The sequence below is a fragment of the Micromonospora sp. NPDC093243 genome (assembly GCF_044753725.1).
In the GTDB taxonomy this organism is placed as follows: Bacteria; Actinomycetota; Actinomycetes; order Mycobacteriales; family Micromonosporaceae; genus Micromonospora.
In genome coordinates, this window is sequence record NZ_JBIVNT010000003.1 from 777,139 (window position 1) to 790,393 (window position 13,255).

The following is a 13,255-nucleotide window of genomic DNA, read 5'->3' on the forward strand; positions in this document are numbered from 1 at the left end:
GGGCGTCGGGACGACCCGACGTCGGAGGAGCAGACGATGACAACGCAGCGCACCCGGTCGCTCGGGCGCCCGACCCTCGACGCGGTCGCTGCCCGTGCCGGTGTGGGGCGCGGAACGGTCTCCCGCGTGGTCAACGGCTCCCCGCAGGTGAGTCCGGAGGCCCGGGCCGCGGTGCAGCAGGCCATCGCCGAGCTGGGGTACGTGCCGAACCGGGCGGCCCGGGCGCTGGTCACCCAGCGGACCGACTCCGTCGCGCTGGTCGTCTCGGAGTCCGGCGAACGGATCTTCACCGAGCCGTTCTTCGCGGCGATCGTGCGCGGCATCAGCTCCGCCCTGCTGGAGACGCCGATGCAGCTCTGGCTGGCGATGGCCCAGTCGCCGGTGGAGCGGGAGCGGGTCGAGCACCACCTGACCAACCAGCACGTCGACGGCGTACTGCTGCTCTCCCTGCACGACTCCGACCCGCTGCCCACCCTGCTCGAGGAGCGGGGCCTGCCCACGGTGCTCGGCGGCCGGCCGGCGCGGATGCTGCAACCCGAGGCGCAGCCGGCCTGGTTCGTCGACGTCGACAACGTCGGCGGCGCCCGGCACGCGGTGGAACACCTGGCCGGCCGCGGCCGGCGGCGGATCGCCACCATCGCCGGCCCACAGGACATGGGCGCCGGCCTGGCCCGCCTGACCGGCTATACCGAGGCCGTCCGGGCCGCCGTGGGCACCGTCAACCCGGACCTCATCACGTACGGCGACTTCAGCGAGGAGAGCGGCGCGGCCTGCATGCGCCGGCTGCTGGAGGTCTGTCCGGAGCTGGACGCGGTCTTCGTCGCCTCCGACCTGATGGCCTTCGGCGCGCTGCGCACGCTGCGCGAGGCCGGTCGACGGGTGCCGGAGGACGTCGCGGTGGTCGGCTTCGACGACGCGCCGATCGCCCGGCAGGCCGACCCGCCGCTGACCACCGTCTTCCAGCCGGTGGAGGAGATGGGCCGGCAGATGGCCCGGCTGCTGGTCGCCCGGATCCGCGGCGACGAACTCCCCGCCCCGCACATCCTGCTCGACACCCAACTGATCGAACGCGCCAGCGCCTGACCCCCGCCTCCGGGTCAGGCGGGGGTGGGGGACCAGCGGCGGAGTTCGCGGCGGGCCAGGGAGGCGCGGTGGACCTCGTCGGGGCCGTCGGCCAGGCGGAGAGTGCGGGTCTGCGCCCAGAGGGCGGCGAGCGGGGTGTCCTGACTGACCCCGGCGCCGCCGTACCCCTGGATGGCCTTGTCGATCACCCACTCGGCCATCGCCGGCGTGGCGATCTTGATGGCCTGGATCTCGGTGTGCGCGCCCTTGTTGCCGACGGTGTCCATCAACCAGGCGGTCTTGAGCACCAGCAGCCGGGCCTGCTCGATGCGAACCCGGGACTCGGCGATCCACTCCCGGACCACACCCTGCTCGGCGAGGGGCCGGCCGAACGCGATCCGCTCGAGCGCCCGCTTGCAGAGCAGCTCCAATGCCCGCTCAGCCATTCCGATTAGTCGCATGCAGTGGTGGATCCGGCCCGGGCCGAGCCGGGCCTGGGCGATGGCGAAGCCGCCGCCCTCGGCGCCGACCAGGTTCTCCACCGGCACCCGTACGTCGGTGAAGTCGATCTCGGCGTGCCCGCCGTGCGACGCGTCTGAGTAGCCGAAGACCGTCATGCCCCGCCGCACCGTGACGCCCGGGGTGTCCCGGGGAACCAGCACCATGCTCTGCTGGCGGTGCCGCTCGGCGTCCGGGTCGGTCTTGCCCATCACGATGAAGATCTCGCAGCGCGGGTCCATCGCCCCGGACGACCACCACTTCCGCCCGTTGATCACGTAGTGGTCGCCGTCGCGGGTGATCCGGGTGGCGATGTTGGTGGCGTCCGAGGAGGCGACGTCCGGCTCGGTCATGCAGAACGCCGAGCGGATCTCCCCCTCAAGCAGGGGCAGCAGCCAGCGCTCCCGCTGCTGCGCGGAGCCGAACTCGGCGAGCAGCTCCATGTTGCCGGTGTCCGGCGCGGCGCAGTTGAGCGCCTCGGGCGCCAGGTGCGGGCTGCGTCCGGTCAGCTCGGCGAGCGGGGCGTACTGGAGGTTGGTCAGCCCGGCACCGAAGCGCCGGTCGGGGAGGAAGAGGTTCCACAGTCCGCGCTTGCGCGCCTCGACCTTCAGCTCGGCGAGCACCGGCGACCGCGCCCACGGGTCACCGGCCGCGGCAACCTGCTCGGCGTGCACCGGCTCGGCCGGGTAGACGTGCTCGGTGAGGAAGGCGGCCAGCTCGGCCCGCAGCTCCTCGGTGCGGCTGTCGTACGCGAAGTCCATCAGCGCTCCCCGGCGGCGGTCAGCCCGTACGCGACCAGCGGTGCCACCATCTCGCCGATCCGGTCGAATCCCTCGCCGAGCGTCTGCCCGAGCGTGTGTCGGTAGTGGATCCCCTCGCAGATCACCGCGAGCTTGAAGCAGCCGAGCGCGATGTGCCAGTGCAGCGGGCCGACGTCGACGTCGCTGCGGCCGGCGTAGCGCTCGATCAGCTCGGCGCCGGTGGGGAAGCCGGCTCGCGGGCCGAGCCCGTCGGCGACCGGGTTGCCGGCGGCCGACTCGCTGCCGCCGAGCACGTCCCAGTAGGTCAGCAGCAGGCCCAGGTCGGCCAACGGGTCGCCGAGGGTGGCCATCTCCCAGTCGAGCACCGCGCGGACCGCCACCGGGTCGACGGTGGCGAGGAGGTTGTCGAGCCGGTAGTCGCCGTGCACGATCCGGCCCGCGTTGGCGCCCTCGGGCACGGTCGCCGCGAGCCGGTCGCGCAGCTCGTCGATGCCGGGCAGCGGCCGACTGCGGGAGCGGTCGAGCTGCCCGGCCCAGCGGCGTACCTGCCGGGCCAGGTAGCCCTCGGGGCGGCCGAAGTCGCTCAACCCGACCGCGGCCGGGTCGACGGTGTGCAGCGCGGCGAGGGTGTCCATCATCGCCATGGCGAGGGCCCGGCGACGCTCGTCGCCCAGCGGGTCGGTCTGTGCCCGGGTGCGGAAGACCTCCCCGGGCATCCGTTCCATCAGGTAGAACGGGGCGCCGATCACGTCCGGGTCGGTGCAGAGCAGCAGCGCGCCGGGCACCGGCACCTCGGTCGGCGCCAGCGCGGAGATCACCCGGAACTCCCGGCCCATGTCGTGCGCGGTGGCCAGCACGTGCCCGAGCGGCGGGCGGCGCAGCACCACCTCCCGGTCGGCGGCGCGCAGCAGGTAGGTGAGATTGGACTTGCCACCCGCGATCAGGTGGGCGCCCAGCGGCCCGCCGGCCAGCTCGGGTCGGTGCTGGGCCAGATAGCCGGCGAGCCGGTCCAGGGCCAGACCCGCGGGTGAGGCGGGGACGGCCTCCGGCCGCGACGCGGCGACGGCCGGGTCAGTCATCCGACTAGTTGATGGCAGCCCGTTCACGTTGTCAAGGTCGGGCTCACCTGACGCCTCGTCGGGAGGGCTTCGGCCCCTCGGACGCAGCGCCGCCGCCGGTTGAGCCGACATGGCGGACAGTCCACATTATTCCGACAATTGTCTGGATATCGTCTTTGATGGCGGGCCGTGGAGGCGGTCTCCGGAGCGACGGGGGTCAATCGTGGTGAAGGCGAGCAGGGACACGACGGCGGTCGGCGAGCTGTTGCTGAGCCGGCTCCACGACCTCGGGGTGCGCCATGTCTTCGGTTTGCCAGGGGACTACAACATGGATTTCCTCGATCAGATCGAGGCGTTCGAGGGGATCGAGTGGGTCGGCAGTTGCAACGAGCTCAACGCCGGCTTCAGCGCCGACGGATGTGCCCGCCTCGCCGGCGTGGCCGCGATCCTCACGACGTTCGGTCCCGGTGAGCTGTCGGCGGTCAACGCACTGGCCGGCGCCATGGCTGAGTCGGTACCCATCGTCTCGATCGTCGGCGGCCCGACCGCGGAGATCATGCGGCAGCGTACCTCCATGCACCACTCGCTCGCCGACGGCGATTTCGAGCACTGGGTACGGGTGGCACGCGAGGTGACGGTCGCCCAGACCTCGCTGACCCCCCAGAACGCTCTGGAGGAGGTCGACCGGGTGCTCACCGAGTGCTGGTCGCAGCAGCGTCCGGTCTACATCCGGATACCCGGCGACGTGGCCCACGCCGAGGTCGCCCGGCCGGGGCAACGGTTCACCCGCCCCGAGCCGGTCGTGGCGCCCGGGCAGCTCGACGCCTTCGCCGCGGCCGCCCGGCGGCTGCTCGCCGGTGCCGAGCGGCCGGCCATGCTGGTGGGAAACCTGCCGATCCGCTTCGACCTCAGCCGTGCCGTCACCGCCATGGCCGCCGAACGGAACTGGCCGGTCGCCGCGCAGTCGCTGGGACGGGGACTGCTCGACGAGTCCGGCCCCCACTACGTGGGCATTTACAACGGCGGTGACAGCGTCGATGAGGTCCGTGAGGTCGTGGAGGGCGCGGACGCACTGGTCTGCGTGGGCACCACGTTCTTCGACTGGGACGGCCTGTTCACCGCCGACCTGAAGGTGGACCGGGTCATCAGCCTGCACCGGGACGCCGCCGTCGTCGCCGGCACCCGCTTCGCCCCGGTCGCGTTGCCGGCGGCGCTGCGGTGCCTGCACGAGATCGCCCCGAACCGTACGGCTGGGTGGTCACGCGCGCCGCTGCTGGCGGGTGACCCGCCCGTGCTCGACCCGTCGAGCAACGAACCGATCCGGCAGGCACGGCTCTGGCCGGCGATCCAGAGCATGCTGCGCCGGGGGGACATATTCGTCCCGGAAACCGGCACCCCGTCCTTCGGCGCAGCGACGATGCGCCTGCCCGCCGGGGTCACCGTTGTGGAGCCGCCCATCTGGGGCTCGATCGGCTACGCCACCCCGGCAGCCTTCGGTGCCGCGGTGGCGGCACCGGATCGGCGGACGGTGCTGGTCACCGGCGACGGATCACTTCAACTGACCGTGCAGGAGATCAGCCGGATGCTCGCCACGAACCAACGTCCGATCATCATCGTGGTCAACAACGGCGGCTACACCGTCGAACGGGCAATCGACGGACGGCACCAGCCTTACAACGACATCGACAACTGGCGGTACACGGAACTGCCCGCGGTGTTCGCACGGGACAGGAGCTTCACCGCACACGTCGCCCGTACCGAAGGCGAGCTCGCCGCTGTCCTGGCCGGCATCGACGGACCCCCGGCCCAGTTGACCCTCATCGAGGTGGAAACCGACCCACTGGACCTGCCCGCCGGGATGCCCCAGTGGGGTCGGGAGACCTCCGCGGCCGACTACCACGCACAGCTCGCCTCCACACCGATCCTGCCCCTGGGCGGGCTGCCCTGAGCGTCGGCGTCCGGGTCCCCACCTGCCGAAACCAGCCCTTCGCCGGTCACCGGCCGGCAATTTCCGCTCGGGACATGCCCCTGCAACAGGGACGAAATGGTCAACGGCCAGGCTGTGACCAGCCTGCCGGCTGTCGCCGGCCCGCCGAGCGGAGGGACAACCATGCTGCTGCGTCTTCGGGTCACCCTGCCGGACCGTCCCGGCACGCTCGGTCAGGTGGCCCGCACCCTGGGCGTCTCCGGTGCGGACATCGTCCAGGTGGTGGTGCTGGAACGGCTCGGCGGGCGGGCGGTCGACGACTTCACCGTGGTCTGGCCGGGCGCCGCCCGGGTGGAGCGGATGCTGGCCGGCCTCGGGGCGATCCCGGGCGTCCGGGTGGACGGGGTGTGGCGGGCGATCGGCGCGCCCACCACCACCGGCCAGGACGCCGAGCTGCTGGCCCAGGTCGCGGCGAACCCGGCCGACGGGCTGGCCACCCTGGTCGACGCGGTGCCCGGACTGCTCGCCGCCGACTGGGCGGTCGCCGCGATGGTCCCGGTGGACTGGGCGTCCCGGGCCGGTGGCGGGGACGCGACCGTCGGGCACGCCAGCTGGCGGGCCCCCGTACCGCCACCGCTGCCGGAGGTGACGCCGCTGCGCGCCCGGTCGATGACGGCGCCCGACGGCACCCACTACGCGGTCGCGCCGTTCGGGCGGGCCGGCCTGGTCCTGGTGGTGGCCCGCGAGCACACCGACCCGCTCACCGCCGCCGCGTTCCACTCCACCGAGGTCGACCGGCTGGCCCAGCTGGTGCGGGCCAGCGCGGTGATCCTCGGCGACCGGCTCGACCTGGTGGGCACGCCGTCGGTGACCGCCGGCTCCTGAGCCGGTTCGCGCCCGCGGCGTGAGCTGTACCACCGGTCGGCAGCCGTCACCCCGGAGCAATCGGCCGGCAACAGCCGGCGGCCATGGTGGTAGCGGGGAAGGGAGCCAACCATGACGTTGTGGCGGATCCGAGCGACCGTGGACGACCGACCGGGCTATCTGTCGGTGCTCACGGCGAGCCTGGCCCTGCGCGGGGTCAACATCCTCGCCGTGCAGGTGCACACCACCGAGCGGGGCGCGGTCGACGACTTCCTCGTCGACGCGCCGGACGCGCTCGGCGAGGCCGAGCTGGTGGCCGCGGTCGAGCGTGGCCGGGGGCGGGACTGCTGGGTGGCGCGCAGCGAGGCGCGCGGGCTGGCCGACCAGCCCACCCGGGTGCTCGGCCTGGCCAACCGGCTGGTCCGCGACCCGGACGCGACGGGTGAGGTGCTGCGCGCGCTGCTCGGCGCGGACACGGTCACGTGGCGGCCGGACGAGGCGGCCCTCAGCGCCGGGATCACCGACACCACGATGCGGCTGGCCGACCCGGGCGGCGGCACGTTCACCCTGCGCCGGGCGGCGCCGGAGTTCACCCCCGCCGAGTACGCCCGCGCCCAGGCGCTGGTTGAGCTGGCGGCGAGCGTGGTGCGCCGGGCCGCCGAGCAGGTCACCCTGGTCCTGCCCGACGGCGCCGAACTGGCCGTACGGCCGGCGGTCGCCGACGACCTGCCGGGCGTGCTCGACCTGCACGACGGCTGCTCGGCGCGCAGCCGGCAGCGCCGTTACCTGGGCGGCGCCGCGGTGCCCGCGCCGGCCCGGCTGCGCCGGCTGCTGGAGCCGTCCCGTGGGTTGACCCTGCTCGCCACGACCACCGGCTCCGACCGGGCGGCGGAGTCGGTGGTCGCCATGGCCAACCTGCTCGGCGAGGGGGACGAGGCCGAGGCGGCGCTGCTGGTGCGTGACGACTGGCAGCGGCGCGGGCTCGGCTCGGCGCTGTTGCGCCGGCTGGTCCGGCACGCCGACCGGTCCGGGTACGCCGCGCTGGTGCTGCACGTGCAGGCGGAGAACGGGCCGATGCTGCGGACCGTACGCCGGCTGGACCGGCCCACCGCGACCGACCGGGACGGCTCGGTGGTCACCCTCACCGTTGCGCTGGCCGCGCCGGCCCCCGTCCGCCGTTGACCCACCTCGGCCCGGGGCGCGCGCCCCGGGCCGGGCCCGTCGGTGTCAGGTGGTGGGGTAGCTGCTGTAGTCGGGGAAGTTGCCGTAGAGGCGTCCGGCGCCGCCCTGGGTGACGGCGTGCACCAGCAGGTCGCCGCCGACGAACGCGCCCTTCCAGGAGGCGCCCCGGCCGCCGAAGGGCTCGTCGCGGTCGCCCCGGGAGCGGGGCTTGTTGATCCCCACCTTGAACGCCTGGAGGTCCACCGCCAGCTTCGCGGCCTCGTCGGTGTCGTCGCAGGCGAGGCTGGCCACCAGCGCGCCGTTGGAGGCGTTCATCGCGGCCAGCAGCTCGTCGGTGGTGTCCACCACGACGATCGTGTCGACCGGGCCGAACGGCTCGGCGTGCATCAGCCGGGACCGCCCGGGCGGTGCGAGCAGCACCGACGGCGCCACGTACGCCGAGGTGTCCTGCCCGTCCAGGAACGGTGCGCCGGTGAGCTTGCCCCGGTGCAGCGGCACCGCGCCACCGCGGACCGCCTCGTCCACCTTGCGGCGCAGTTCGTCGGCCTTGGCGGCGCTGATCAGCGGCCCGAAGTCCAGCTCGGGCAGCGGGTCGCCGGCCGACCAGTCGTCGCCGACCGCGAGGGGGTGTCCGAACCGGACCGAGCGCACGACCGGCAGGTACATGTCGAGGAACTCGTCGACCAGGTCGCGCTGGACCACGAACCGGGGGTACGCGGTGCAGCGCTGCTTGCCGTACTCGAAGCCCTTCTTCAGGTGCCCGGCGAGCAGGTCCCACTGGGAGAAGTTCCAGATCCCCCAGGCGTTGAGCCCTTCCTGCTCGATGAAGTGCCGCTTGTCGGAGTCGAGCAGCGCGGCGGCCACCTTGCCGCCGTTGGACCGGCCGCCGACGAAGGCCACCGCGCCGATCTCCGGTGCCCGGACCAGCACCTCGGAGAGCTCCTCGCCGCCGCCGGAGACCAGCGTCGCGGGCAGCCCGGCCCGGCGCATCAGCGCATGCGCGACGCTCAGGCAGACGGCGCCGCCCTGCGACGGGGTCTTGGCGATGACCGCGTTGCCGGCCAGCAGCTGCACCAGCTCGGCGTGCACCAGGACGCTCATCGGGTAGTTCCACGAGGCGATGTTGCTGACCGGACCGGGCAGCGGCTCGCGTCCGTCGGCGAGCATCCGGTCGATCTCGCCGACGTACCAGCGGACGCCGTCCAGCGCCCGGTCCACGTCCGCGCAGGCGAGCCGCCACGGCTTGCCGATCTCCCAGACCAGCAGCAGGGCGAGCAGGTCACGGTGGTCGGTGAGCGCGTCCAGGGCGTCGGTGACGCGGGCCTTGCGCTCGGCGAGCGGGGTGTCGGCCCAGTCGCGGTGCACGGCGGTCGCCTGCGCGACCGCGGCGCGGGCGGTGCCGGCGTCGATCCGGGCCAGGTTGATCAGGACGGTGTTGTCCACCGGGGTGCGGACCGGCGTCGGTACGCCGACCGCCCGCCACTCGCCCTCGATGAGATTGTGCAGGGTGCTGACGCCGTCGACGGGGGCGCCGAACGCCTCCGGGGTGGCGGCCACCGCGCGGGCGAGGGTGTCGGACCAGGCGGTGCCTTCGGCGAGTCGTAGGGCCATCGCGTCCTCCTCAGGGTTGACCGGGGAGCGGCGGCGTCGATGGCACCGCTGGTGTCGGGTACTGTCCCGCGTCGCGTGACGGCCCAGCAACCGTACGTTCGTACGGCGGGACACGTCGCGCTGCCGCCGGTGCGGCTCCCGGCCCAGCTCGTTCCGTGCTGACCTGGGCGGAACGCGGCGAGCCTATCTATACCCGTCGATGATGTGAGCTTTCCCCGGGCGTCGTCGGCCAGTTACCCGTCAGTACGGATCACCGGTCGCGGCGGATCAACCCGGCCCGAGAGCGGCAACCGGCCGCCGGACCGATGTCCGACGGCCGGAACCCCGATGGTCGGCTCAGCTGGTGAAGGTGATCCGGTCGCGCCGGCGGCGCAGCCAGGTCAGCGCGAAGCCGCCGCCGATGAGGGCGAGACCGGTCAGCGCGATGCTGGTCGCCGCCACTCCGGTGATCGGCAGGCTGCCGCCGCCACCCCCGCCGCCGATGCCGCCACCACCGTCGTTGCCGCCACCGCCGCCGCCTCCGGGCGTGGTGGGCGGCGGCGTTCCGGGCGTGGTCGGGGGCGGGCCGTCCGGCGTCTCGCACGGCTGGAGCCAGAACACCTTGTGCTTCGCGTCGGAGGACCTGCCGTCCACCAGGTCCACGTCGAGCTTGAGGTGGTAACCCTGCTTGGGGTGGGCGGTGAGGCCGCCGAGCGCCAGGTCGGTGGCGGAGAGGCGGATCACCTCGTCGTGGTCGTTCTCCGCGCCGCCGGCGGCGTCCGTGCTGATGACGCGGTTGCGGACCGACCAGACCACGATGTCCTTCCCGGACGGCGGCTGGGCGGTCAGGGTGATGTCGGCGGCCTGGTTGGCGTCGAAGTTGAAGAACTCCAGTTCGAAGTCGCACGTCACGTGCGGCTGGTTGTCGACCTTGTCGCTGAACGGAGCGCCGTCGATCTTCACCGTGCCGTTGTCGCCCGGGGGATTGTGACCGCCCGGCGCCTGGGACAGGGCCGCGGCGTTGGCCCACCCCGGCGCGGCGACGGCGAGGCAGGCAGTGGCGGCGGCCGCGGTGAGGGCGGCGCGCGCCACATGCCGACGTTGAGGCATGAGGAATCCTCCGAGATCGGTAGAGGGGACGGCACATGATCCCATGAGCGGGATCGACAGGCGACATCGGACGATCGGTCTGACCTGGGACAACGCGCGGACCCGACGGCAAGATAGGGCCGAACTTTCCGCCGATCCTGGGTGTGTCGGTGTAACGCGTACGAGCCGTCAGACGCTGCGCCGGCTCCGAGCCGACGAGTCGAGATCTTGGACAGTTACCGTCCGCCGCGAACGGTAACTGTCCAAGATCTAGTGCTCGGGCTGCCAGCCGGCGGCGATCAGCGCGGCGCGGACGGCGGCGGCGACCTCGTCCGGGCGGGCGCGGACCAGCCCGGCCGGGAAGCGCAGGATCCGGTCGCCCGACGTCCACACGTCGTTCTGCCGTCGCATGTCGGCCGCCCACTGTCGTACGTCCATGTGGTGCGCCCCGTCGATCTCCACCTGCAACCGCCACTCCCGCCAGTACGCGTCGAGCCAGCGGGTCCGGCCGGCCGCGTCGACCCGGTGCGCCTGCAGGTCCGGCCGGGGAAGTCGGTGTCCGCGGCAGAGCCGCACGAAGTCGATCTCGGACAGGGCCTGGGCGCCGCCTGCGATGTCGGCGACGGTCTGCCGGATCAGGGCCCGTCGGGGCGCCCGGGGCAGCGTGTCCAGCACCTCGTCGAGTTCTTCGGGCAGCACCCGACGCTGTTGACAGCCGGCCGCGAGCAACACCTGCGCCGCCCGGTCGTCGGCCGCCCAGCCGGCCGCGTCCACCAGGGCTCGGGCGGTGGTGGTGCGGGGCGGCCGGGCGATCTGCCGGTGCGCGTCGGGAAGCACCGAGGTGCGGTGCACGACGACCGCCGCCATGTCGATCGGCAACCGGCGCAGCACCGTACGCCCGGCACGTCGGGCCGCCGGCACGAGGACGTGCACCGGCTCCGGTCGCAGTCCGCGAACACCCGCCTCGGCGGCGGCGGTGGGCCCGCCCAGCACGGCGTCCGGGCCGGCGGCCAGCACCGCCACCCACAGCTGCTGGTCCCGGGTCAGTCGGCCGTTACCGGCCAGCAGGATTCCCCGGCAGATCGAGCGCCATCGTCCGGACCGGACCATTCCGCGTACCGCGCCGTCGGTCAGCAGCCGGGTCGCCTGGGCCGTGGTCAGGACGCCGGCCTGCTCGAACGCCAGCCAGTCCAGCGCGCCCGCGTCGTCGGCGGGGATCCTCGGCAACACCGGCCGAGTCTGGGCGCCGTGCCGGGCGTGCGGCGAGCAGATCTTGGACAGTTACCGTTCGCCGCTAACGGCAACTGTCCAAGATCCAGGGATTCAGTCCACGAGTTCGTCGGCGAGCAGGTCCATCAGCAGGCCGTCGTGCCAGCGTCCGTCCGCACCGCGCTCATAGCGGCGCAGCACCCCGACCGGGCGGAAGCCGACCTTGGCGTAGCTGCGGATCGCCGGGGTGTTCGCCGCCGCCGGGTCGATGGTGAACCGGTGGTGGCCGTACGCCTCGATCAGGTGCCGGACCAGGGTGCGGATCGCGTCCGGGCCGAGGCCGCGGCCCTGCACCGCCGGGTCGAGGAAGACGTCCAGGCTGGCGTGCCGGTAGTCCGGGTCGTCCTCGGCGTACCACTGGATGGCGCCGACCACCTGCCCGTCGTATCCGATGGTGTAGACCGTCAGCGACTCGTCGGTGAGGTCGGCGCGCACCGCGGCGGCCAGGTCGTCGTCGCCGCGCCACCAGCGGCGGACCGTCGGGGTGGCCCGGATCGCCGAGAGGGCCGGCACGTCGGCCGCGGTGGCCGGCCGCAGTGTCACCGCGCGGCCCCGCAGCTCCGGCATCCGGCTCAGCCCCGGATCTCGCCGTGCTCGACGCAGACCGCCGACCAGCCGACCGGCAGCACCTGCACCTTCATCCGGCGACGGCAGTGCGCGCAGAACCGCGGCGGCTCCAGCGCCCGGGCCCGTGCGCACGCGCCGTGCGCGCCGACCCCGGCCGCTTCGCCGCAGCGGTCGCACCAGGTCGGCGCCGTGCCGTTCGTCACCGCCAACCCCGCAGCGTCCGTCACCGTCGAACTCCTCACAGCGTCGCGGAGAGCGCCTTGACCGGCATCTTCAACTCGTCCAGCATGGCCAGGTCCTCGGTGGCCGGCCGGCCGAGCGTGGTGAGGTAGTTGCCGACGATCACCGCGTTGATGCCGCCGAGCAGGCCGTCGCGGGTGCCCAGGTCACCGAGGGTGATCTCCCGGCCGCCGGCGTACCGGAGGATGGTGCGCGGCATGGCCAGCCGGAACGCGGCGATGGCCCGCAGCGCGTCCTTGCCCTCGACCACCGGCTGGTCACCGAGCGGAGTGCCGGGGCGCGGGTTGAGGAAGTTCAGCGGCACCTCGTGCGGGTCCAGTTCGGCGAGCTGCGCGGCGAACTCGGCCCGCTGCTCGACGGTCTCGCCCAGGCCCAGGATGCCGCCGCAGCAGACCTCCATGCCGGAGTCGCGGACCATCCGCAGCGTCTCCCACCGCTCCTCCCAGCTGTGCGTGGTGACCACGTTCGGGAAGTAGGAGCGGCAGGTCTCCAGGTTGTGGTTGTAGCGGTGCACGCCCATGTCGACCAGCTCGTCGACCTGCTCCTTGCTGAGCATGCCGAGCGAGGCGGCGACCTGGATGTCGACCTCGGCCTTGATCGCGGCCACGCCCTCGCGCATCTGCTTCATCAGCCGGGCGTCCGGGCCGCGCACGGCCGCGACGATGCAGAACTCGGTCGCCCCGGTCGCCGCGGTCTGCTTCGCCGCCTCGACCAGCGAGGGGATGTCCAGCCAGACGGAGCGCACCGGCGAGGTGAAGAGCCCGGACTGCGAGCAGAAGTGGCAGTCCTCCGGGCAGCCGCCGGTCTTCAGCGACACGATCCCCTCGACCTCGACCTCCGGGCCGCACCAGCGCATCCGCACCTCGTGGGCGAGTTGGAGGGCGGCGGGCAGGTGCTCGTCGGGCAGGTTCAGCACGGCGAGGACGCCGGCCTCATCGAGGCCGACGCCGTCACCCAGGACCTGGGTGCGGGCCTGGTCGAGGATCTCTGGCATGGCTCGTACCCTACAAGGCCGGCTGGGCAGCGGACACGAGCGCGCCCGCCGGCGCCCCGGCCGTCGAGGCGGCGAGCCCGGTCCGCGCCCGCCGGGGCCGGTCGGGTCGGCGGCGCCGTAGCCGGGCGGTGGGCAGGCTGAAGTTTGGTTGAGG

At 73.3% G+C, this 13,255-nt stretch carries 12 protein-coding genes; 4 read left to right on the forward strand and 8 right to left on the reverse strand.

Annotated elements, in window-relative coordinates; all coding sequences use genetic code 11:
• Window positions 1–36 precede the first annotated feature (36 nt).
• Window positions 37–1,083 (forward strand): LacI family DNA-binding transcriptional regulator, encoded by a 1,047-nt coding sequence (locus ACIP9D_RS13205; RefSeq protein WP_350875265.1) that lies wholly within the window; start codon window positions 37–39, stop codon window positions 1,081–1,083.
• Window positions 1,084–1,097: 14 nt separating this feature from the next.
• Here ACIP9D_RS13205 and ACIP9D_RS13210 read toward each other — a convergent pair whose 3' ends face one another.
• Window positions 1,098–2,321, reverse strand: coding sequence for an acyl-CoA dehydrogenase family protein (locus tag ACIP9D_RS13210; protein ID WP_350875267.1), 1,224 nt, complete (start codon window positions 2,319–2,321; stop codon window positions 1,098–1,100).
• Window positions 2,321–3,400, reverse strand: a complete 1,080-nt coding sequence (locus tag ACIP9D_RS13215; RefSeq protein WP_350875270.1) for a phosphotransferase family protein — start codon at window positions 3,398–3,400, stop codon at window positions 2,321–2,323. Before ACIP9D_RS13215 ends, ACIP9D_RS13210 begins: the two co-directional genes overlap by 1 nt.
• Window positions 3,401–3,602: 202 nt before the next feature.
• Between ACIP9D_RS13215 and ACIP9D_RS13220 the strand changes: the two genes are divergently transcribed.
• From ACIP9D_RS13220 to ACIP9D_RS13230, 3 genes are all read left to right on the forward strand, one after another.
• Complete coding sequence (locus ACIP9D_RS13220) at window positions 3,603–5,327, forward strand: alpha-keto acid decarboxylase family protein (protein ID WP_400449914.1); 1,725 nt, start codon at window positions 3,603–3,605, stop codon at window positions 5,325–5,327.
• 162 nt (window positions 5,328–5,489) lie between these two features.
• Complete coding sequence (locus tag ACIP9D_RS13225; RefSeq protein ID WP_350875274.1) at window positions 5,490–6,191, forward strand: amino acid-binding protein; 702 nt, start codon at window positions 5,490–5,492, stop codon at window positions 6,189–6,191.
• 111 nt (window positions 6,192–6,302) lie between these two features.
• Window positions 6,303–7,352: a GNAT family N-acetyltransferase gene (locus tag ACIP9D_RS13230; protein WP_350875276.1), complete on the forward strand. Its 1,050-nt coding sequence runs from the start codon at window positions 6,303–6,305 to the stop codon at window positions 7,350–7,352.
• A gap of 45 nt (window positions 7,353–7,397) precedes the next feature.
• Here the strand turns inward: ACIP9D_RS13230 and ACIP9D_RS13235 are convergent, their stop codons facing one another.
• From ACIP9D_RS13235 to bioB, 6 genes are all read right to left on the reverse strand, one after another.
• Window positions 7,398–8,963, reverse strand: coding sequence for an aldehyde dehydrogenase family protein (locus tag ACIP9D_RS13235; RefSeq protein WP_350875278.1), 1,566 nt, complete (start codon window positions 8,961–8,963; stop codon window positions 7,398–7,400).
• Between the two features lie 336 nt (window positions 8,964–9,299).
• Window positions 9,300–10,052, reverse strand: a complete 753-nt coding sequence (locus tag ACIP9D_RS13240; protein ID WP_350875280.1) for an LPXTG cell wall anchor domain-containing protein — start codon at window positions 10,050–10,052, stop codon at window positions 9,300–9,302.
• Between the two features lie 249 nt (window positions 10,053–10,301).
• Window positions 10,302–11,261 (reverse strand): hypothetical protein, encoded by a 960-nt coding sequence (locus ACIP9D_RS13245; protein WP_350875282.1) that lies wholly within the window; start codon window positions 11,259–11,261, stop codon window positions 10,302–10,304.
• Between the two features lie 93 nt (window positions 11,262–11,354).
• Window positions 11,355–11,867: a GNAT family protein gene (locus ACIP9D_RS13250; RefSeq protein ID WP_350875284.1), complete on the reverse strand. Its 513-nt coding sequence runs from the start codon at window positions 11,865–11,867 to the stop codon at window positions 11,355–11,357.
• 5 nt (window positions 11,868–11,872) lie between these two features.
• Window positions 11,873–12,094 (reverse strand): hypothetical protein, encoded by a 222-nt coding sequence (locus ACIP9D_RS13255; protein WP_350875286.1) that lies wholly within the window; start codon window positions 12,092–12,094, stop codon window positions 11,873–11,875.
• Between the two features lie 11 nt (window positions 12,095–12,105).
• A complete protein-coding gene (gene bioB / locus ACIP9D_RS13260) occupies window positions 12,106–13,101 on the reverse strand; it encodes a biotin synthase BioB (protein WP_350875288.1) in 996 nt (331 codons plus the stop codon).
• Between the last annotated feature and the right edge of the window lie 154 nt (window positions 13,102–13,255).

Excerpts from the sequence above, each read along its gene's own strand:
- ACIP9D_RS13225 (WP_350875274.1), top strand. The coding sequence starts at position 5,490 with ATGCTGCTGCGTCTTCGGGTCACCCTGCCGGACCGTCCCGGCACGCTC.
- ACIP9D_RS13205 (WP_350875265.1), top strand. The coding sequence starts at position 37 with ATGACAACGCAGCGCACCCGGTCGCTCGGGCGCCCGACCCTCGACGCG.
- ACIP9D_RS13235 (WP_350875278.1), bottom strand. The coding sequence starts at position 8,963 with ATGGCCCTACGACTCGCCGAAGGCACCGCCTGGTCCGACACCCTCGCC.
- ACIP9D_RS13210 (WP_350875267.1), bottom strand. The coding sequence starts at position 2,321 with ATGGACTTCGCGTACGACAGCCGCACCGAGGAGCTGCGGGCCGAGCTG.
- bioB (WP_350875288.1), bottom strand. The coding sequence starts at position 13,101 with ATGCCAGAGATCCTCGACCAGGCCCGCACCCAGGTCCTGGGTGACGGC.
- ACIP9D_RS13250 (WP_350875284.1), bottom strand. The coding sequence starts at position 11,867 with ATGCCGGAGCTGCGGGGCCGCGCGGTGACACTGCGGCCGGCCACCGCG.
- ACIP9D_RS13240 (WP_350875280.1), bottom strand. The coding sequence starts at position 10,052 with ATGCCTCAACGTCGGCATGTGGCGCGCGCCGCCCTCACCGCGGCCGCC.
- ACIP9D_RS13215 (WP_350875270.1), bottom strand. The coding sequence starts at position 3,400 with ATGACTGACCCGGCCGTCGCCGCGTCGCGGCCGGAGGCCGTCCCCGCC.
- ACIP9D_RS13230 (WP_350875276.1), top strand. The coding sequence starts at position 6,303 with ATGACGTTGTGGCGGATCCGAGCGACCGTGGACGACCGACCGGGCTAT.